Source organism: Candidatus Poriferisocius sp., from assembly GCF_965214065.1.
In the GTDB taxonomy this organism is placed as follows: domain Bacteria; phylum Actinomycetota; class Acidimicrobiia; order Acidimicrobiales; family Bin134; genus Poriferisocius.
This window is the reverse complement of sequence record NZ_CBDCAT010000028.1, coordinates 863,298-880,524: the sequence shown is the minus strand read 5'-3', so window position 1 is coordinate 880,524 and position 17,227 is coordinate 863,298. Positions and strand designations below refer to the sequence as shown.

Below are 17,227 nucleotides of genomic sequence, written 5' to 3'. Positions count from 1 at the left end.
GAAGACGGCGAATAAGAGGAGGATCATTGGACCTCGCTCTTGCTCGACAACAGCTCTCCGACGACGACTCGATCATCGAAGGGAACCACCCGGTCTCCTATCACCTGCGTGGTTTCATGGCCTTTCCCAGCTACCACCACCACATCGCCGTCAGATGCATCGGCCAGGCATTGGGCGATGGCCGCACGGCGATCGGGCTGGGTCGAGATGCCCCTCGAGTTCTTGGGCACTCCGCCCAATACGCCGGCGATTATGGCCTCAGGATCCTCAGAACGGGGGTTGTCGGAAGTCACTACGACCTGATCGGCCAGCGTGGCCGCCGCACGGCCCATCAGGGGCCGCTTGCCGGGGTCGCGGTCGCCGCCGCAGCCGAACACCACTCGCAGGCACCCCGATGCGGCTACCAACTCCCGAGCAGCAGCCAGCGCATGGACCAGACCGTCAGGGGTGTGGGCGTAGTCAACCACCACGGTGAACGGGTGATCCGACTCGACCACTTCGAAGCGGCCCGGCACCGGGGAAGCCGATTCCAACCCCGCCACTACGTCAGGCACCCCAGCGCCGAGCAGGAGGGCGGTTTCCGCCGCGGCCAACGCATTGGCCGCGTTGAATCGGCCGATCAGGGAGAGGTGGATGTCCTGGCCCCGCCATCTCAGGGTCAGTCCTCGGGTTCCCAGCCGTATCGACAGCCCTTCGGGGTCATAGCCCACAGTGGGAATGCGGGATTCCGACGCCAGCCGGGCACCGTGCTCGTCGCCTCGGTTGACCACCGCCCGGTCGGCAAGATCGGGAGAAAACAACCGGGCCTTGGCCGCGAAGTACTCGTCGGCGGTGTCGTGATAATCGAGGTGCTCGGGGGTGAGATTGGTGAACACCGCGGCGTCGAAGCGGACACCGTCCACTCGGTACTGGTGCAACGCATGGCTGGACACCTCCATTGCCACGGCATCCACACCGGCTGATCGCCAACAGGCCAGCTGGCGTTGCAAGTCGAGGGATTCCGGGGTGGTTCTCACTCCTGTCAACGTGCCTAGAACCTCGGTGCGAAGTCCGGCGGCAGCCAACACCGAACCCATGAGGCTGGTGACCGTGGTCTTGCCGTTGGTGCCGGTAACCCCGACCACGGTCATGGCACGAGACGGGTGGCCGTAGAAGGTCGAGCTAATCGGCCCCATGGCCTGGCGCACCGAAGAGGTCTGCACCTCGGGGCAGCCCAGTCCCAGCGGGAGCTCCACGACCAGGCCAGCTGCTCCCCGTTCGATGGCGTCGGCAGCAAACTGGTGGCCGTCGTATTCGGCCCCCGGCACGCAGAAGAACAAGTCGCCGGATTTCACAACCCGTGAGTCATGGGCCAGTCCGGTGATCGAGGCCTGACCTCGACATCTGATCACCCCAGGGGCGGTCTCCGCCAGCGTTTGCAGCGCCATGGCCGCGGTTGTCATTGCCCGTCCTTTGGTGGGAGTGCCTCATCGGGCACCGGTGCAGCCGCCTCTGACCCTTGGGATGCAACTGTCTGATCAGAGCCATCCAAAGTCGCCTCCGGCGTGGGCTCGGGAGTCGCCTCCGGCGTGGGCTCGGGGGTCGCCTCCGGCGTGGGCTCGGGAGTCGGCTGAGGCGTGGGCTCGGGGGTCGCCTCCGGCGTGGGCTCGGGAGTCGGCTGAGGCGTGGCTGCTGGAGTCAATCCTGGCCCGGACTCGGAGGCCGGGGCGGGGACCGGTGTGGGGGCGGGTCCCAGCTTGGGCGTGACGGTGACGATGTCGACCGGTGGAGCGATGCGAAGACGTTGCAGGGAGTATTTGGCCAGATCGGCAAACAGTGGGGCGGCGGCCTGGCTGGCGTAGTAGTTGATGACAGGTTCGTCAATCACCACAATCATCGATAGCTGGGGATCTTCTGCCGGATAGAAGCCGGCGAATGTGGCCGTGTAGCGGCTGAATCCCTCGCTGTCCTCGTAGCTGCCGCTCGACAGCAACTTCTTGCCGGTCCCGGTCTTGCCGGCGATGGAGTAGCCCTCGACTTGGGCATTCCGTCCGGTCCCCTCCCGCACAACCGTGACCAGCATCTGGGTCATCTGGGCGGCTGTGCTCTCCGAAACAACTCTCACCGGCTCGCCCCGCTCCAACGGGACTTCCTGGCCATCAGCTCCGATCGCTGAGCGGACCAGGGTGGGCGGCACCCGCACGCCGCCGTTGGCCAGGGTGTTGTACGTCATCAGCACCTGCAACGGGGAGGCCAGAATGCCCTGACCCAATGCGAAGCTTCCCACGTCGGTGCCGCTCCAGTTCAAAAGCTGGGGCACCAAACCGGATGACTCTCCCTTGAATCCCAGTCCCGTCGCCGATCCCAGCCCGAACCGAGCCAGGTACGCGGACAAGCGGGTGGAACCAAGCACCAGAGCCCATTCCACGGTGCCGGTGTTGGACGAGCGGCCCAGGATCTCCTCCATGCTGTAGAGAACGGTGCCGTACTCGGTGTGGTCGGTGAACTCCTGATCGTAGAGCTGAAGCCAGTGGTTAACTTCGCGTACATGGTGCGGTGCACCCAGTCCTTCCTCGATCACACCGGAGAACACCACGCTCTTCGTCACCGATCCGGGCTCATAGGACCAAGTCACCGCTCGGTTCTCGCCCAGCGAGACCGCATTGCCCTCTTGGTCCCGTCCCACAGAGGCCATGGCCAGAATCTCGCCGGTCGTGGGAACCATGATGATAACGGTGCCGCTGGCCGCATCGACTTCCTCGATTTGACGCTTCAGCGCCCGCTCAGCCTCAAACTGCAAGGAGCGGTCGATGGTCAAGTACAGATCGGCACCCGGGTCCTCAGGCTTGATCTTCCGAGCGCCGGTGGGGATCGTACGTCCATCGTGGCTGCTCTCCAGCACCATTTCCCCAGGCACTCCGCCCAACAAGTAGTCGTACTGGTATTCGATGCCGCTGATGCCTTTGTGGTCCACGTCCACACTCCCCACTACGGCTTGTCCCAAGCGCTCGCCCGCTGGATTGAACCGGGCCGACTCCTCCAGCAGGAAGACACCGCTCAAACTAAGGGCGGCAACCTGGGTAGCCACGTCATCGGACACAGTGCGGGCCAGATAGGCATGCTGGTCGGGCTCGCTCAGCAGCTGGAAGAGCCGACCCTCATCCATCTCCAGCACGGGCGCCAGGGCGGTTGCCGCGGCTGCCGGATCGTCTACTTGGCTCGGGTCGGCCCATACGGTCATTTGGGGCACCGATATAGCCAGTTCCACTCCATGGCGATCTAGGATTCGACCTCGGTCAGCCGTCAGCTTGATGGTTCGTATCCGCTGCTGCTGGCCGTACTCCACATAAGCATCTGAGCGAAATAGCTGAAGATCAGCGAGCCGAACGCTGAGAACCAGCCCCACCAGGGTGAACACCACCATGATCGCGGCCCCGCGTCGCCGCAGGGAGCGAGACTGCACAGCCTTGTCCGAGATGTTCATCCCACTGCACCCTCAGCCAGTTCCACCGGCGACAGATAGACGCGGCTATCGGGTTCCACCATCCCCAATCGGTACAAGGCCTCTGCCCTGATGCGGTCGGGGGCCTCGGCCCGGGCCACGTATAGGCGCAGCTTCTCGTTCTCAACTTGGACTTCCTCGAGCTGTTCATTCATATCGTCAAGGGTGGTCTGGCGATCGACAATCACCGCGTGGAACAGGGCCAGGGCAAACAGGGCGACCACCGCAGTTGCCGCGATGACCCAGCCCACGAGGGACATCAAACTCCGGCGTGGACTCGGGGCCGGCTGGAGGTGTCGGCGGGGACGGGCGGCGGGCTCAGTCGGCGTTGGGCGAGGACGGGGTTGCGGTGAGGCCATCACACAGCCCCCTCCATTTGATCGAGACCCCGCCTGCAAAATGCTCGAAAGCGGGCGCTGGAAGCCCTGGGATTGTCGGCCATCTCCACTGGGCTGGGCCGCCGGCTGCCCCGGGGAACCAGGTCTATGGCGGGCGGGGCTTGATTGGCCGGTTGGGGCAGACCCCGAAAGCGGGCTTCATCGTTCAGTCCGGCGCGGCGGCGAAGTACTTGTTTGACGATGCGGTCCTCTCCGCTGTGGTAGCTCAGCACCACTCCCCGGCCTCTCGGACCCATTCGGTCGATGACTGCTTCCAGAGCGGGCTCTATCTGGTCGAGCTCGTCGTTGACTGCGATGCGAATTGCTTGGAAGGTCCGCTTGGCGGGGTGGCCACCCCGTCGGCGGGCGGGAGCGGGTATGGCATCGCGAACCACATCGGCCAGCGCTGTGGTGGTGGCAATCGGCCGGGCGGCGGCAATGGCGGCGGCAATGCGGCTTGCGTATCGCTCGTCTCCGTAGTCCCGCAGAATCTTGGCCACATCATCGGTCGACCAGTTGTTGACCACTTCGTCAGCAGACAGCCGCTGGCGGCAGTCCATTCTCATGTCCAGTGGCCCCTCGTTCCGATAGCTGAAACCACGCTCAGGCTTGTCCAGCTGGGGAGAGCTGACCCCGAAGTCGAAGAGTGACCCCACCACCTGGGATATGCCGAGCGAATCCAAGACATCGCCCAACTCGGCGAAGCTGGCGCGGCAAATAGTGGCCCCGCGGCCAGCCAATGCCCCGCTGGCAGCCTCCACCGCGGAGGGGTCACGGTCGAGGCCTACCAGCGAGAGATCGGGACGGGCGTTCAATAGCGCCCGGGCGTGTCCTCCCCCGCCAACGGTGGCGTCGAGCAAAACTCCCGACGGGACCGCGGACAGGTGTTCCACCACTTCGGCCACCATGACGGGGTGATGGACAAATCGACTATCGGTCGCTGTCGGCGTCCCCCCGCTCATTTTCATCCACCTCCTTGGTGACTCAGCTGTCGGCTGGTTGAGGGATCATTTTTTTGCGTCCGACCGGGTCGGACGCTAGAAATGGCGGTTATCGGCAGTCCTCCGCCTGGCGACCGCACTCCGGGATTTCTCCCCGGCGTGTCAGATGGCAAGCGGGCGGAGTAGGGGCCTTCCATCTCGTCAGACGGAGGACTGCCCATAACCGCTCTGATTCTCTTCATCTACATGGCGAAACCCGGCCCTTGTCTCAATACGTCAGACCACATCACAACCACCGATCCACATCGGCATCACCTAGACCTGCATGAAGCGACTCCCATTCCACCGCATCCCACACCTCGCCTCGGTTGAACACCCCGGCCAACACAACCTTGTTGCCCATGTCCAACTGCTCGCGCTTAGAGGTGGGCAGGCTCAGACGGCCCTGGGCATCCACGGTCACCGGCTCGAGGCTGGAGGAGAATCGACGCAAGTCGCCGCCGGTGGCCTCTCCGTCTCGTACCGCGGCTTCAAGTCGCTCCAGCGCACTGCGGGCTTCTTCGGCAGTCCAGATCCCAAGGCATCGCTGGTAGATCGCCACGTAGGCCCCTTCGGCCAACGCCGAGCGAAATGCCGGTGGCAGCGAGAGCCGACCCTTGTCGTCCAGGGAACGCCGATGCTCACCGGTGAGCATGTCCCCCTCCGACGGGTACCCGCTTATTCCCCTTTACTCCCACTACATCCCACATTATCCCCCTAAGCCCCACCAACGCAACCCAGTGGCGCAGTTTCGAGAGAGGAGTGCCACCACGGGCGGGATGGGAGACTGAGCCTGTCCGCCCGATTGCGAAGTTTAGCGGTGGGCAGTTAGCGAGGTAGGGATGCCAAAAAGGCGGCGAAGACCTCGTCGGACTGGGCCTCGACTGGACATGCCGCTGAAGCCATGGCATCTCGAAGTCCTTCCCTTTGGCCTCGTGGCACCGCGAGGCAGGCGACCAATTCCTCGGGATCCCAGCGTCTGTATATGAGCGTTTGAAACCGAGTCGTTGCCTGGGTGCGACGCTGGGAGACCCCGACCGCTTTTGCCCCGCCCACGAGCACTTCACCCGGCCCCCGGCTGGCAAAACATGCCAATTTCCCCCAAGAACCGGGCTGGTAGTGATCAACCACCCTCCCGCGGGCTAGACCCAAAGACGCCAAAGCAGCGACCCAAACCTGACCCAGCCAGATGGGCGCCCGGTTCACGTCGTCATCCCACAGCGGGTCGTCACGGCCGATCACAACATCGATCCACACCGAATCATCGGGGACCACCAGCACCGCTCCCCCACCACTGCGACGGCGCACCACACCGGCTTCCTGGGAACCTGGGCCTGCGGCGATCTCAGTGCGCTGTGCCGAGCCCAGCACCAGCGCGGTGTCGAGGGGCGACATCAGCCACACTTGCCGATCGGAGCGGGGATCGGGTTCCAATGCGTGCAAATCCCCCACCGTCCCGCTCAAGCGATGAGTTGTCCACCCACCTTCGGTCGGCACGGGTCTATGCGGTCTAAGCGACGGACTCAGCCGTTGGGTCTAGGTAGGGCAGCCAGTCGGCAGGCACATGTCCGACCGCGGAGGCCACCCAGGCCGATCGGGGCGGCTCAGCCGGCGGGCGCATCAGCCTCATCGGAGTTTCCGAGAGCAGCCGATCCCGCTTTGCCATGTTGCACCGGCGACAAGCGGCCACCACGTTCTCCCAGGAATGTGTACCGCCCCGGCTGCGGGGCCGGACGTGATCGATCGAGTCGGCATGGCGACCGCAGTACTGGCAGCGGTAACCGTCGCGGGCGAACACCCCTCGCCGACTGAGCCCGCCCGTGCGGAAGAACGGCACCTTTACGTAGTACCGCAACCGGACCACCGACGGGACCGGCAGGTCGAGCCGCTCGGATCGGAACCGCTCGCCGGAATCCAATACGACCTCGGCCTTCTCGGCCATCACCAGGATGACGGCGCGCCGGGGGGACACCACGCTCAGTGGCTCGAAAGAGGCATTCAGCACCAGCGCCCGACTCATGGTGAAAACCATAGTGAACCCGCCGGGCCGCTACGGGCGGTTTACCTGGATCGCTCCCATTCCTTGCACCACCGCAAGTAGGTGACCAAGTCGTCGGGGCGGGGTTGGGCGTGGGCATCGCCATACATGGTGACCATCCGAAACTTCAGATAGGCCGGATCGGGGAACGCCCTCAAACGCCATCCCACCCTCAGTGCGGTAAGCCAGATACCTGGGTGGACAAGCAACTTGGCGACGGATCGACCCACGGTTTCAGGCTACGTCTTGAGACAATTGATCAGTACGATGGGCAGATGGGAACACTTGCCGTCACCGGCGACCACGACGCCGATCAATTACTCATCGATGATCCATTCGCCCTGCTGCTGGCCATGATGCTAGACCAGCAGATCCCCATGGAGTGGGCATTCAAGTCGCCCCTGCGGTTGAAAGAGCGCATCCCCGACGACTTCTCGGCTGAGCGCCTGGCCGCCCTCGATCCCGACAAGGCCGAGGCCGTCTTCAAGGAAAAACCCGCTTTGCACCGGTTCCCCGGATCGATGGCCCGCCGTGCTCAGGAACTGTCCCGCCACCTCATGGACCACTACGACGGCGACGCCGCCCGAGTCTGGACCGAGGCCGCCACCGGCCAGGAACTCCTCAAGCGGCTCAAGGCTCTGCCCGGCTACGGCGACGAGAAGGCCAAGATCTTCCTGGCCGTTCTGGCCAAGCGCTTCGGCGTGACCCCCGTCGGCTGGGAAGCCGCCGCCGGCCCCTTCTCCGACCCCACCCCCCGCACCGTCGCCGACATCGACAGCCCCGAAGCCCTCGCCCAAGTCAGAGCCTGGAAGAAAGCCCAAAAGGCCAAAGGCAAAACCAAGCAAGACTGACCGCACCCAACCGATTCAGTCCGGTTACCCCCCGCATGACCAACCCAGCCGACATCCCCCCACCCCTCCCTTGGGACCAGCGCGCCAAAGGGGTCTTGCCCATGCCGGGAGGGTACACAGGCTACATCGATTCTCTCCGCCGTATCTGTGGTCATGTCGCCGGCGAACGCCCCCCACTCTCAGATTCTGAATTGGCCGGTTGGATTCAGGGGCACTTCGAGGTCAGCAGCGGCAGCGCCAACTCCCGCGTATCCTTCTTGAGGAAAGCCGGAGTTCTTGAGCTAACCGCTGGCCAAGCCCACCTCAGTGAATGGGCCAGCCGGTGGTATATGACAGACGACAACGGAATCTTGATCGGGCACCTGCACCGCAGAGTCCGTCACGAGTGCGGGGAGCGAGCTGCTCTCTATCTTGACAGTTCACCAACCAGGCTCAGGCCTCAAGCATCCTGAGCAACAACCATCCCCAGCGGCCACGCCGGCCCTGCCTGAACCCAGTTCCGACCCCGATGATGCCGACGTTTCTGATTCGCAGCCAACAGGAGACGAGACCTCTCCGGGCGCAGTTCTCGCCGCCGAGATTCGAGAGGCTGGTACCGACAGCAAGAATCCCGATCGCCTGGAATTCGCCGTCCGGGATGCCTTCCTGTTTCTAGGGTTCGACGCCGACAAGCTCGGCGGCCCTGGCAAGACCGACGTGCTAATCAAGGCGCAGCTGGGCAAGGACGCCTCATATTCGGCAACCATCGACGCCAAGACGGTCGGCGCCGGCTCTTTGAGCGACCACCAGGTGGACTGGGTCACGTTGGACGAGCACCGCAAGCAACACAACGCCGACCACTCCATGCTCATAGGGCCGAACCCTTCCGGCCAGCGCCTCATCAACCGGGCAGTCGGGCAGGTGGTGTCGGTGCTCTCTACTGGGCAACTTGCCGATCTGTGCTTGCAGCATTCTGACGCTCCGCTGGGCCTCGAGGACTATCGAGCACTATTTGAGACTGGAGGCGGGGTAGATACCACCCTAATCGCCAAGGCAGCCCAAGAATCGACTCGACTTCGGGAACTCGCCGCGGAGTTGCTGGCAACGCTGGCCGGTCAAGTCGGCGACACCGGCCCTCTGACCGCCCGCAATCTCTGGCTGCTTATGAGAAACCAGCCTCCGGGAGAAGAGGATTTACAGCGAAAGATCCAACATATGCTCGACACCTTGGCCAATCCTCTGGTTGGCGCAATCCAGGGCAATGCCGAAACGGGATACGCCCCTGCGGCTGCCCCAAGAGTCATCAAACAACGGCTCCACCAACTGGGGGACTGCCTGGCTTCAGTTGCTTCAGACCAAGACCGGTAACGCGTCGGATACCTATCAGTCGAGTGGAGCGATTTTCTCAGGGCTTGAGCCACTCCGTAACGCCATCCACGCAGCGACGAGCTCCTCTTCATGCAACTCGCTCCACTCTGCAATCATGCCTCGACATCGCCTGGGGAGCGATCCTTCGATGACGGATCGAGTTGCAATGTCGACAAGGGCGCTGTGCTCGCCATAGAGGGCATGGAAGTGAGGAGGATTGTGGTCGTTGGCAAACATGCGAATGACGATGCCGTAGAAGCGGCTGAGTTCCGGCACGGCTGGGAGGGCTAGTGCAAGAGCGGTTGCCAGGGCTTCGGGTGGATCTCTTCCAATGACCTGCCGGTGAGGTCAGTGTAGAGACCGTGCTGGGAGAGTTCGAGGCCGTCATTATCGCCCCAAGCCACCGCGCCGTACTCGCGAATACTCACGTTCTTGAAGAAATCAGGGTCTGACCAAGCAGCAAAATCGCCTCTGGACACCCATCGAGAGAGATCCACTTCCCCTTCAACGCCATCAGCGAACCGCAACCAGAGGCGGTAGCAGTCTCTTGCCTCGATCTCAACAACGCGTACACCTGCCACGCTCAAATCCTAACCCTCGTGTGCTCCAAACACTCAGAGGCCTCGGTAGGCTCACCCTCATTCATCTCGCTTCTGGCGTTTTCGCAGGTCACAGTCTCAATTTCCATGAGAATATTCTACCGATGGCAGTGACACATTCTTGCCTGTGCTGGGTCCGTGCAGGATCGCTTCGCCCGATGCTAAGCGCATCAGGGGATGAGGGTGATTTGAGAGTCGAGCCAGCCTAGGAGGATGGCGATGCAGCGGGGGTCGGAGTGGATGCGATGGCCAGCGCCGCTGATGATGCGCAGGCTGGCTTCGCCGTGGGCATCGGCGATGGCTCGGGCGTCGAGGGGCGACACCTCCCGGTCGTCGGAACCGTGCAGCACCAGCATGGGGCGGGGGGCGATCTCGGCGGCGCAACGGTCGACTCGGATCGACCGGTCGGTGTTTGCCCATAAGTCCACAGGCGCCCCCATGGTGGCCACACCCCTGACCCGGGAATCGTCCTGGGCGAGGCAGGCCGCGAGCGCTCCGCCGATGCCGAACCCTGCCAGCCAGACCCCTTCCACCTGATCAAGCCTGTCCATATGGGCAACCGCGCTGGCGATGTCGGCTGTCCACTCGGCCGGAGTGAGGTCTCCCTCGCTATCGCCGCATCCCCGGTAATTGAGCACCATGGCGGCCCACTCCATGTTCTGCGCGATTCGATCGGCCAAGGGGTAGAACCGCTTGGCCGCCCCCGAGCCACCGTTGCCCGCCGATGGGAAGCCGGGACAAAGCACTACTCCAGGCAGCGCTTTCATGCGGCGGCTCTCCGGCAGCGCCAAGTGCCCGGCCAGCTTTAGCCCGCCGGAAGTCTGCCAGTGAGTCACACCGTCCGGGGCCGGTAGCCCCGGTTTCGGGCTTCGGCCAAGGTGTCGGGTCCGAACACCAAGAACTTCTCCGATGCAACCAGTTCCTCGATGACCGACTCGTCGCTCACCTCATCCAAGTCGTACACCAACTGGGACCGCTTGTCCCCCACGTACCGGAAGCCCTCCAGCGACCTCGGCCTGTCCATTCCCCAACCGTACTGTTTCGCTAAGGGGATTCCTCGGCTGGAGGGCCGAGTGCTCCGATGGTTTTGAGGTACTGGCTCTCAAGGTCGAGCACCACGACGACGTCCAACGCATCGATGTCTCTTTCATCTTCCGACGCCTTGGCCAGCACGTAGTCCACCGAGTCGTCGTCGCGGGTCACCGCCTCTTGGTTGCGGCCCTCCGCCTCGGCGGCAGCCACATCGCCTCGCCCGTAGGTGGCAGAGCCCTGAAGCCGCAGATGATCTAACCGCCAGAGCAAGATGCCCTGCACGTCGTCGTAGCTCAACTTGGACGACAGCTCGTCGGGGAGACGGTCGGCCACAAAGTCCACCGCCTCAAACAGGTCGTACACCGCCCGTGCCCGGGTGTGGGCCAGCCGGGAGGACACCCGCATCACCGCATAGGCGGCCAGCCCGACTACCAAGACTGCAGCGAGGACGAGTAGGAGAGTCACACCAGTCGAGGCCCTAGTGGCCTACCGCTTCAACTTGCTGCCAGGAAGAAACGGCGCCCGATCAGATCCCGATGCGCTGAGCGAGAAGCTCGCGGTGATACGTGGGGTCGCCGAACAGCAGCTCCGATGACTTGGCCCGCTTGAAGTAGAGGTGGGCGGGATGCTCCCAGGTGAAGCCGATCCCACCGTGGATCTGGATGTTCTCCGCCGAGGCGTGGAAGTAGGCCTCCGAGCAGTAGGCCTTGGCCAAGCTGGCCACCGAGGGGAGCTCGTCGTTGAGCTCCGAGGCGCACCAGCCGGCGTAGTAAGCGGCCGACTTGGCCGATTCCACCTCCAGCAGCATGTCGGCGCACTTGTGCTTGATGGCCTGGAACGACCCGATGGGCCGACCGAACTGCACCCGGTCTTTGGCGTACTGCACCGACATGTCCAGACACATCTGGGCGCCGCCTACCTGCTCGGCGGCCAGGGCCACCGCAGCCAGGTCGAGAACCCGCTCCAGCACCGCCCAGCCCCCGCCCTCGGCGCCGATCGGCGTGACAGGGGTTTGGTCGAAGTCCAGGCGGGCCTGCTTGCGGGTCTGGTCCATGGTGGACAATGCCGTAGAGGCCAAGCCATCTGCGTCGCTGGGACACCAGAACAGGCTGACCCCACCAGCGGTGCGGGCGGCCACCACCACCACGTCGGCGGTGTGGCCGTCGATCACGAACATCTTGGTACCGCTGATCCGCCAGTCGCCGCCATCGGCGGTGGCCTCCACGGTGATGCCCGACTCATCCCAACGGCCGTTCTCCTCGGTGAAGGCCAGCGCGGCCACCGTCTCGCCGCCGGCGATACCAGGCAGCAACGCAGCCTTGGCCTCCTCATCGCCGCTGTGGATCAAGGCGTTGGCCGCCAGCACCACGCTGGAGAAGAACGGGGCACAAAGCAGCGCCCGGCCCATCTCCTCCAACACCACGATCAGCTCGATATAGCTGAAGCCACTGCCCCCGTATTCCTCGGGAATGATGAGCCCCTGCAATCCGAGCTGCTCGGCCATCTGATTCCAGACGGCATCGTCGTAGCCCTTCTCGGTGTCCATCTGCTCTCGGACCGCCGATTCCGGAGATTTATCTTCCAAGAACTGCCGGACGAAGCGCCGCAGCTCTTCTTGTTCCTCGCTGAAGGCAAAGTTCACGGCTCTGTTTCTACTAGACCACAACCCTGGTAGCCACGCTCGAACCTGTCACTTGGCCGATACATGGGGCACAATCGGGGTCACAACGTGACACACCCGCGAAAAGAGCAGCCATGACCCTGCACTGGCAAGACACCCAGGCCGAGATCCACAAAGTGGTAGTGGGTCCGATGGACAACAACGTATTCGTCGTCCGCTGCCGCGAAACCGGCGATGCAGTGCTGATCGACGCGGCTAACGAGCACGAGAAGCTGTTGGAGCTGTGCTCTTCCCTCGGGGTACGCACCGTGTTGGAAACCCACGGGCACTGGGACCACATCCAGGCCATCCCGGCGGTGCGCGACGCCGGGTACGAGGTGGGCGTCACCGCAGAGGACGCCGCCATGCTCGACTCCTACGACTACCTGCTCAAGGACGAGTCGGTCGTCGAGGTGGGCCGGCTCCGCCTGCACTGCATCCACACGCCGGGCCACACCCCGGGGTCGATGTCGTTCCGACTGGAGGGTTCGCCCATATTGTTCTCCGGCGACACCCTCTTTCCCGGTGGGCCCGGAGCCACCGGCTTCGAGGGCGGCGACTTCGATACCATCATCGATTCCATCGAACAGCGGATGTTCTCCCCGCTGCCGTCCGACACCGTGGTGCTCCCCGGCCACGGCGATCAGACCACCATCGGTACCGAGACTCCCCATCTCCAGGAGTGGATCGACCGGGGCTGGTAGACCCGGCCACCGGCTTGTTATGCGGCTTTCCGGTGATAGGGATAACAACTCCTCCGACGTAGACTGATCGGGTGAGCCAGCCCGAAGCCCCGCTATTTCAGGTCGAGAACCTGCACGTGGCCACGGCCGACGACGGCATCCCGATTCTGTCGGGTATCGACCTCACCGTTAGAGCGGGTGAGGTACACGCCCTGATGGGACCCAACGGCTCGGGCAAGTCAACTTTGGCCAACGCGCTTTTGGCCAGCCCCGAGTATGAGGTGACCGGGGGGCGGATCTGCTTCAAGGGCGACGACATCACCGACTGGCCCGCCGATGTCCGGGGCAAAGCCGGTCTTTTCCTCGCCTTCCAATACCCCCAAGAGTTCCCTGGCGTGTCGGTGATGAACTTTTTGCGACAGGCCTTGTCGGCCCGCAAAGGCATCGATTTGTCGGTACTCGAATTGAGGCTGGCGGTAATGGAATGGATGGAGCGGTTCGACATGGACCCCTCCTTTGCCGACCGCTATTTGAACGACGGGTTCTCCGGTGGAGAGAAGAAGCGCAATGAAGTGCTCCAGCTGGCCATCTTGGAGCCGGAGATGGCCATCTTGGACGAGACCGACTCCGGTCTGGACATCGATGCCCTCAAGATAGTGGCTAACGGAGTGCAAGAGGTGCGGGACTCCCGCTCTGAGATGGGGGTGCTAGCCATTACCCACTTCCGCCGGCTGCTCGACCACCTCAAACCCGACCACGTCCATATCCTGATGAATGGGAAGATCGCGGCCAGCGGCGGCTTCGAGTTGGCCGCCCAACTGGATGCTGAGGGATACGAGGCATGGCGCTAGACCAAGCCTCGATCCGAGCCGATTTCCCCATTATGTGCAGGCAAGTACACGGCCGCCGCCTGGTGTACCTCGACTCGGCGGCCACCTCGCACAAGCCCAAACCGGTGATCGACGCCTTAACCGACTATTACGAGCGCTACAACTCCAACGTCCATCGGGGCTCCTACCAGTTAGCGGTGGAGGCCACCGACGCGCTGGAGGAGGCTCGGGCCAAAGTCGCCGCGTTCATCGGCGCCTCTCGGGACTCAGAGATCATCTTCGCCAAGAACGCCACCGAGGCAATCAACCTGGTGGCTCGAACTTGGGGGCGGGCCAATCTAGGGCCGGGCGACCCGGTGGTGATCACCGAGCTTGAGCACCACGCAAACATCGTTCCCTGGCACATGCTGACCGCGGAGCTGGGCATCGAGCTGCGCTGGATTCCCATCGACGCCAACGGCCACCTAGACCTGACCGACCTCGATCGGCTGCTCGACGGCGCCCGACTAGTGAGCGTGGCCGCAGTTTCCAATGTGTTGGGCACCATCAATCCCATCCGGCAGCTGGCCGACGCCGCCCACGAAGCCGGCGCGCTGATGATGGTGGACGCCAGCCAGTACACCCCGCACCTGCCTACCGACGTGGCGGAGATGGGGGCCGACTTCGTGGCCTTTACCGGCCACAAAATGTGCGGACCCACCGGGATCGGGGTGCTATGGGCAAAGTCCGAACTGCTGGAGGCCATGCCACCGTTCTTGGGCGGGGGCGAGATGATCCTCAACGTGACCAAGGAAGGGTTCAGCACCGCTGAGGTCCCGTGGAAGTTCGAGGCCGGCACTCCACCTATCGCCGAGGCAGTAGGGCTGGGGGCCGCGGTGGACTACCTGGTCGGCTTGGGAATGGAGCAAGTACGCGAACACGAGGTGGCCCTCACCGGATATGCCCTGCGGACCCTGACCCAGCGCTATGGAGATGACATCACCATCCACGGGCCAACCGAGCCGGCTGAGCGGGGCGGAGTGTTGTCGTTCGAGTACAAGGGAATCCATCCTCACGACGTGGCCCAGGTATTGGACCGTTCCGGGGTGTGCGTGCGAGCGGGACACCACTGCGCCAAGCCGCTCATGCGGGTGCTGGGCTGCACCGCCACCAGCCGGGCATCGATGTACGTGTACAACGACGAATCAGACATTGATGCCTTAGCCGATGCGCTCAGCGATGCTGACGCCTTCTTCATTGAATAATATCGCTGCGAGCAGAATGACTGCATATCTTCGGGCTTTCAGCCGTAAACTGGTGATTCCCTGCCATGCCTGATCTTGAAGACCTCTACCGCGAGATCATCCTCGACCACTACCGCAATCCCCGCAACCGGGGAGAGCTGGACACCCCGCCTGCGGTGCGGGCCGAGGGGTTCAATCCCCTGTGCGGCGACGAGGTGATCGTCTACGTACGCTTGGCCAACGGGGTGATCGACGACATCAAGGTGGGCGGCCAAGGCTGTTCGATCAGCCAAGCCTCGGCATCGATGATGTCGGCCACCGTCATCGGTCGCACCACCGAGGAACTGCATAGGCTCAATCGGGCTTTCAAGTCCATGATGTCGATCGAGCCCGACCCGGACGACCTGCCCCCTATCAACGGCAACGGGGCCGATATCAAGCTCGGCGACCTCGAAGCCCTCAAGGGCGTAGTCAAGTTCCCCGTGCGAATCAAGTGTGCCACCCTGTCCTGGCACACCCTCACCCAAGCCCTCGAAGAAGCCCAAACCAGCGCCTAACTCGGCCACGCCTTTTCATATGGCGTCGATCCGGCCGATGCCCTCGCCGTTCTCGCCCGAGACAGCTTGTTGTGGCTTCAGCCAGCGACGATGAAGAACTTCGATACGAGCTAGAAGCAAAGTACTTCCAGCTCCAAGACATTCTGCTGGCTAGACCAGGGTGTTGACGCGGCGGGCGAACTCCAAATCCAATTCGGTGAGGCCGCCGGCGGCATGGTTGGTGATGGCTATTTCTACCGTGGACCAGACGTTGGACCACTCGGGGTGGTGGAAGAGGCGCTCGGAGATCAGGGCCACACGGGACATGAAGCCGAAGGCTTGGGAGAAGTCGGAGAAATTGAAGGTGGCGGCCAGCTTGTCGCCTTGGCGCTCCCATCCGGGCAGGTCTTCCAGGGCCGCGGCGATCTCCTCGTCGGTCAGCAGTCTCTTGGCATCGGCGTCTACGGCCATGGGTCTCCTCCTAGGTGTATTTCAACAGGGGCGACAGAGCGGTCATCAACCCAAGGATCGTAGCCAGTGTCCTCCAGCTGGGCGGCCAGTTCGGGGCCACCGGTCTCCCGGATCACGCCGTCGATGAGGATGTGGACCACATCGGCGTGGAGCACGGTCAGCAAGCGGCTGAAGTGGGTGATGGCCAGCACGCCCAGATTGTCCTGGTGGGTGGCTAGTTCAATGCGATGGCTCACCGCGGCCAAGGCGTCCACATCGAGGCCGCTGTCGAGCTCGTCCAAGATGGCGATCCGGGGGCGGAGCACACCGAGTTGCACTGCCTCGCTCCGCTTCATCTCGCCTCCGGAAAGGTCTACGTTCAATGACCGGTACAGCAAGTCAGGGTCGAAGCCGACAAGCTCAGCCTCGTCAGCTACTTGGGCTTCCACCGCGCTGCGGTCCCCTCCAGTTGCGGCCACTGCTTCTTCCAGCATGATCTCCAAGCCCACACCCGGCACCTCGGTGGGGTATTGCTGGGTGGAGAACAACCCAGCATGGGCCCGCTCCCACGGGGACATATCCACCAGATCGGAACCATTCAAGGTGATCGAACCCGCAGTGACCTCATAACCGGGACGACCCATGATGGCGTAGGCCAGGGTCGACTTGCCCGAGCCGTTGGGGCCCATGACGGCATGGACTTCGCCCGATGCCACCCGCAGATCCACACCATTCAGCACCATCTGGCCGCCGACCCGGACATGCAGGCCCGAGACAACCAGCTCACTCTTGGCCGAATTACCCATCTTGGCCGACCTCCAACCAAACCTGACCGTCCTCCACGCCCACGTCATAGACCGGAACAGGTCGAGTGGCGGGCAGAGTCTCAGCCTCACCAGTGGCCAAAGAGAACAAGCTGCCGTGCTTCCAGCACTCGATGGTGCCCTCGTCCGCGTCTACTTCGCCCTCAGCCAGGGAGTAGTCGGCATGGCTGCAAATGTCCCCCAATGCGTAAAGATCGTCTCCCAACCGGACAACCGCCACTTGGTGACCCAAGCCGCCAATCTCGACGTCAAACCGCCGGGCCTCGCCGTCGCCCACCTCGTCTAGCGGGCACAACACCACTCGATCCCCGGTCAT

Annotated in this window: 23 protein-coding genes; 6 read left to right on the top strand and 17 right to left on the bottom strand. The window is 63.4% G+C overall.

What is annotated here, in order from left to right:
- Window positions 1-23 precede the first annotated feature (23 nt).
- The 8 genes from ACOOGG_RS15525 to ACOOGG_RS15490 all read right to left on the bottom strand — a co-directional run bounded on the left by ACOOGG_RS15525 (window position 24) and on the right by ACOOGG_RS15490 (window position 7,106).
- On the bottom strand, window positions 24-1,442 hold the full coding sequence (locus ACOOGG_RS15525; protein WP_420436650.1) for a UDP-N-acetylmuramoyl-L-alanyl-D-glutamate--2,6-diaminopimelate ligase: 1,419 nt from the start codon (window positions 1,440-1,442) through the stop codon (window positions 24-26).
- Window positions 1,439-3,463 carry a peptidoglycan D,D-transpeptidase FtsI family protein gene (locus tag ACOOGG_RS15520; protein ID WP_420436648.1) on the bottom strand — a complete coding sequence of 675 codons (2,025 nt, stop codon included), beginning with the start codon at window positions 3,461-3,463 and terminating at the stop codon, window positions 1,439-1,441. Before ACOOGG_RS15520 ends, ACOOGG_RS15525 begins: the two co-directional genes overlap by 4 nt.
- On the bottom strand, window positions 3,460-3,741 hold the full coding sequence (locus tag ACOOGG_RS15515) for a hypothetical protein (RefSeq protein WP_420436646.1): 282 nt from the start codon (window positions 3,739-3,741) through the stop codon (window positions 3,460-3,462). Before ACOOGG_RS15515 ends, ACOOGG_RS15520 begins: the two co-directional genes overlap by 4 nt.
- Window positions 3,742-3,839: 98 nt before the next feature.
- Window positions 3,840-4,820, bottom strand: coding sequence for a 16S rRNA (cytosine(1402)-N(4))-methyltransferase RsmH (gene rsmH, locus ACOOGG_RS15510; protein ID WP_420436644.1), 981 nt, complete (start codon window positions 4,818-4,820; stop codon window positions 3,840-3,842).
- A 265-nt stretch (window positions 4,821-5,085) separates the two neighbouring features.
- Window positions 5,086-5,493, bottom strand: coding sequence for a division/cell wall cluster transcriptional repressor MraZ (locus ACOOGG_RS15505; RefSeq protein ID WP_420436642.1), 408 nt, complete (start codon window positions 5,491-5,493; stop codon window positions 5,086-5,088).
- A 173-nt stretch (window positions 5,494-5,666) separates the two neighbouring features.
- Window positions 5,667-6,335: a lipoyl protein ligase domain-containing protein gene (locus ACOOGG_RS15500; RefSeq protein WP_420436640.1), complete on the bottom strand. Its 669-nt coding sequence runs from the start codon at window positions 6,333-6,335 to the stop codon at window positions 5,667-5,669.
- Window positions 6,336-6,348: 13 nt separating this feature from the next.
- Window positions 6,349-6,858 (bottom strand): HNH endonuclease, encoded by a 510-nt coding sequence (locus ACOOGG_RS15495; protein WP_420436638.1) that lies wholly within the window; start codon window positions 6,856-6,858, stop codon window positions 6,349-6,351.
- A gap of 41 nt (window positions 6,859-6,899) precedes the next feature.
- Entirely contained in the window at window positions 6,900-7,106 is a 207-nt protein-coding gene (locus ACOOGG_RS15490; protein WP_420436636.1) for a hypothetical protein, read from the bottom strand.
- 45 nt (window positions 7,107-7,151) lie between these two features.
- Here ACOOGG_RS15490 and ACOOGG_RS15485 point away from each other — a divergent pair, with 45 nt between their 5' ends.
- Together ACOOGG_RS15485 and ACOOGG_RS15480 are read left to right on the top strand one after the other, a co-directional pair.
- A complete protein-coding gene (locus ACOOGG_RS15485; protein WP_420436634.1) occupies window positions 7,152-7,727 on the top strand; it encodes an HhH-GPD-type base excision DNA repair protein in 576 nt (191 codons plus the stop codon).
- Between the two features lie 411 nt (window positions 7,728-8,138).
- Window positions 8,139-9,074 (top strand): hypothetical protein, encoded by a 936-nt coding sequence (locus tag ACOOGG_RS15480; RefSeq protein ID WP_420436632.1) that lies wholly within the window; start codon window positions 8,139-8,141, stop codon window positions 9,072-9,074.
- A 15-nt stretch (window positions 9,075-9,089) separates the two neighbouring features.
- Here the strand turns inward: ACOOGG_RS15480 and ACOOGG_RS15475 are convergent, their stop codons facing one another.
- The 6 genes from ACOOGG_RS15475 to ACOOGG_RS15450 form a co-directional block, all read right to left on the bottom strand.
- Window positions 9,090-9,350, bottom strand: coding sequence for a DUF4160 domain-containing protein (locus ACOOGG_RS15475; protein WP_420436630.1), 261 nt, complete (start codon window positions 9,348-9,350; stop codon window positions 9,090-9,092).
- A gap of 11 nt (window positions 9,351-9,361) precedes the next feature.
- Complete coding sequence (locus ACOOGG_RS15470) at window positions 9,362-9,655, bottom strand: DUF2442 domain-containing protein (protein WP_420436628.1); 294 nt, start codon at window positions 9,653-9,655, stop codon at window positions 9,362-9,364.
- Between the two features lie 188 nt (window positions 9,656-9,843).
- Entirely contained in the window at window positions 9,844-10,440 is a 597-nt protein-coding gene (locus ACOOGG_RS15465; protein WP_420436626.1) for an alpha/beta hydrolase family protein, read from the bottom strand.
- A gap of 65 nt (window positions 10,441-10,505) precedes the next feature.
- Complete coding sequence (locus ACOOGG_RS15460; RefSeq protein WP_420436624.1) at window positions 10,506-10,697, bottom strand: hypothetical protein; 192 nt, start codon at window positions 10,695-10,697, stop codon at window positions 10,506-10,508.
- A gap of 20 nt (window positions 10,698-10,717) precedes the next feature.
- The gene (locus ACOOGG_RS15455; protein ID WP_420436622.1) at window positions 10,718-11,170 is read right to left on the bottom strand and encodes a hypothetical protein; all 453 of its coding nucleotides are present in this window, start codon (window positions 11,168-11,170) and stop codon (window positions 10,718-10,720) included.
- A 61-nt stretch (window positions 11,171-11,231) separates the two neighbouring features.
- Window positions 11,232-12,347: an acyl-CoA dehydrogenase family protein gene (locus tag ACOOGG_RS15450; RefSeq protein WP_420436620.1), complete on the bottom strand. Its 1,116-nt coding sequence runs from the start codon at window positions 12,345-12,347 to the stop codon at window positions 11,232-11,234.
- 113 nt (window positions 12,348-12,460) lie between these two features.
- Between ACOOGG_RS15450 and ACOOGG_RS15445 the strand changes: the two genes are divergently transcribed.
- The 4 genes from ACOOGG_RS15445 to sufU all read left to right on the top strand — a co-directional run bounded on the left by ACOOGG_RS15445 (window position 12,461) and on the right by sufU (window position 15,658).
- Window positions 12,461-13,069, top strand: a complete 609-nt coding sequence (locus ACOOGG_RS15445; RefSeq protein WP_420436618.1) for an MBL fold metallo-hydrolase — start codon at window positions 12,461-12,463, stop codon at window positions 13,067-13,069.
- A gap of 71 nt (window positions 13,070-13,140) precedes the next feature.
- Window positions 13,141-13,899 carry a Fe-S cluster assembly ATPase SufC gene (gene sufC, locus ACOOGG_RS15440; protein ID WP_420436616.1) on the top strand — a complete coding sequence of 253 codons (759 nt, stop codon included), beginning with the start codon at window positions 13,141-13,143 and terminating at the stop codon, window positions 13,897-13,899.
- Complete coding sequence (locus ACOOGG_RS15435) at window positions 13,890-15,122, top strand: SufS family cysteine desulfurase (RefSeq protein ID WP_420436614.1); 1,233 nt, start codon at window positions 13,890-13,892, stop codon at window positions 15,120-15,122. Before sufC (ACOOGG_RS15440) ends, ACOOGG_RS15435 begins: the two co-directional genes overlap by 10 nt.
- 65 nt (window positions 15,123-15,187) lie before the next feature.
- Entirely contained in the window at window positions 15,188-15,658 is a 471-nt protein-coding gene (sufU, locus tag ACOOGG_RS15430) for a Fe-S cluster assembly sulfur transfer protein SufU (RefSeq protein WP_420436612.1), read from the top strand.
- 150 nt (window positions 15,659-15,808) lie between these two features.
- Here sufU and ACOOGG_RS15425 read toward each other — a convergent pair whose 3' ends face one another.
- From ACOOGG_RS15425 to ACOOGG_RS15415, 3 genes are read right to left on the bottom strand one after another with little or no spacing between them, the layout of a single operon-like run.
- The gene (locus ACOOGG_RS15425) at window positions 15,809-16,108 is read right to left on the bottom strand and encodes a 4a-hydroxytetrahydrobiopterin dehydratase (protein ID WP_420436610.1); all 300 of its coding nucleotides are present in this window, start codon (window positions 16,106-16,108) and stop codon (window positions 15,809-15,811) included.
- Entirely contained in the window at window positions 16,099-16,893 is a 795-nt protein-coding gene (sufC, locus tag ACOOGG_RS15420) for a Fe-S cluster assembly ATPase SufC (RefSeq protein ID WP_420436608.1), read from the bottom strand. The genes ACOOGG_RS15425 and sufC (ACOOGG_RS15420) overlap by 10 nt, the downstream gene beginning before the upstream one ends.
- Window positions 16,886-17,227: a non-heme iron oxygenase ferredoxin subunit gene (locus tag ACOOGG_RS15415; RefSeq protein WP_420436606.1), complete on the bottom strand. Its 342-nt coding sequence runs from the start codon at window positions 17,225-17,227 to the stop codon at window positions 16,886-16,888. Before ACOOGG_RS15415 ends, sufC (ACOOGG_RS15420) begins: the two co-directional genes overlap by 8 nt.

Excerpts from the sequence above, each read along its gene's own strand:
- ACOOGG_RS15525 (WP_420436650.1), bottom strand. The coding sequence starts at position 1,442 with ATGACAACCGCGGCCATGGCGCTGCAAACGCTGGCGGAGACCGCCCCT.
- ACOOGG_RS15520 (WP_420436648.1), bottom strand. The coding sequence starts at position 3,463 with ATGAACATCTCGGACAAGGCTGTGCAGTCTCGCTCCCTGCGGCGACGC.
- ACOOGG_RS15515 (WP_420436646.1), bottom strand. The coding sequence starts at position 3,741 with ATGTCCCTCGTGGGCTGGGTCATCGCGGCAACTGCGGTGGTCGCCCTG.
- rsmH (WP_420436644.1), bottom strand. The coding sequence starts at position 4,820 with ATGAGCGGGGGGACGCCGACAGCGACCGATAGTCGATTTGTCCATCAC.
- ACOOGG_RS15505 (WP_420436642.1), bottom strand. The coding sequence starts at position 5,493 with ATGCTCACCGGTGAGCATCGGCGTTCCCTGGACGACAAGGGTCGGCTC.
- ACOOGG_RS15495 (WP_420436638.1), bottom strand. The coding sequence starts at position 6,858 with ATGAGTCGGGCGCTGGTGCTGAATGCCTCTTTCGAGCCACTGAGCGTG.
- ACOOGG_RS15485 (WP_420436634.1), top strand. The coding sequence starts at position 7,152 with ATGGGAACACTTGCCGTCACCGGCGACCACGACGCCGATCAATTACTC.
- ACOOGG_RS15465 (WP_420436626.1), bottom strand. The coding sequence starts at position 10,440 with ATGAAAGCGCTGCCTGGAGTAGTGCTTTGTCCCGGCTTCCCATCGGCG.
- ACOOGG_RS15460 (WP_420436624.1), bottom strand. The coding sequence starts at position 10,697 with ATGGACAGGCCGAGGTCGCTGGAGGGCTTCCGGTACGTGGGGGACAAG.
- ACOOGG_RS15445 (WP_420436618.1), top strand. The coding sequence starts at position 12,461 with ATGACCCTGCACTGGCAAGACACCCAGGCCGAGATCCACAAAGTGGTA.
- ACOOGG_RS15435 (WP_420436614.1), top strand. The coding sequence starts at position 13,890 with ATGGCGCTAGACCAAGCCTCGATCCGAGCCGATTTCCCCATTATGTGC.
- sufU (WP_420436612.1), top strand. The coding sequence starts at position 15,188 with ATGCCTGATCTTGAAGACCTCTACCGCGAGATCATCCTCGACCACTAC.
- ACOOGG_RS15425 (WP_420436610.1), bottom strand. The coding sequence starts at position 16,108 with ATGGCCGTAGACGCCGATGCCAAGAGACTGCTGACCGACGAGGAGATC.
- sufC (WP_420436608.1), bottom strand. The coding sequence starts at position 16,893 with ATGGGTAATTCGGCCAAGAGTGAGCTGGTTGTCTCGGGCCTGCATGTC.
- ACOOGG_RS15415 (WP_420436606.1), bottom strand. The coding sequence starts at position 17,227 with ATGACCGGGGATCGAGTGGTGTTGTGCCCGCTAGACGAGGTGGGCGAC.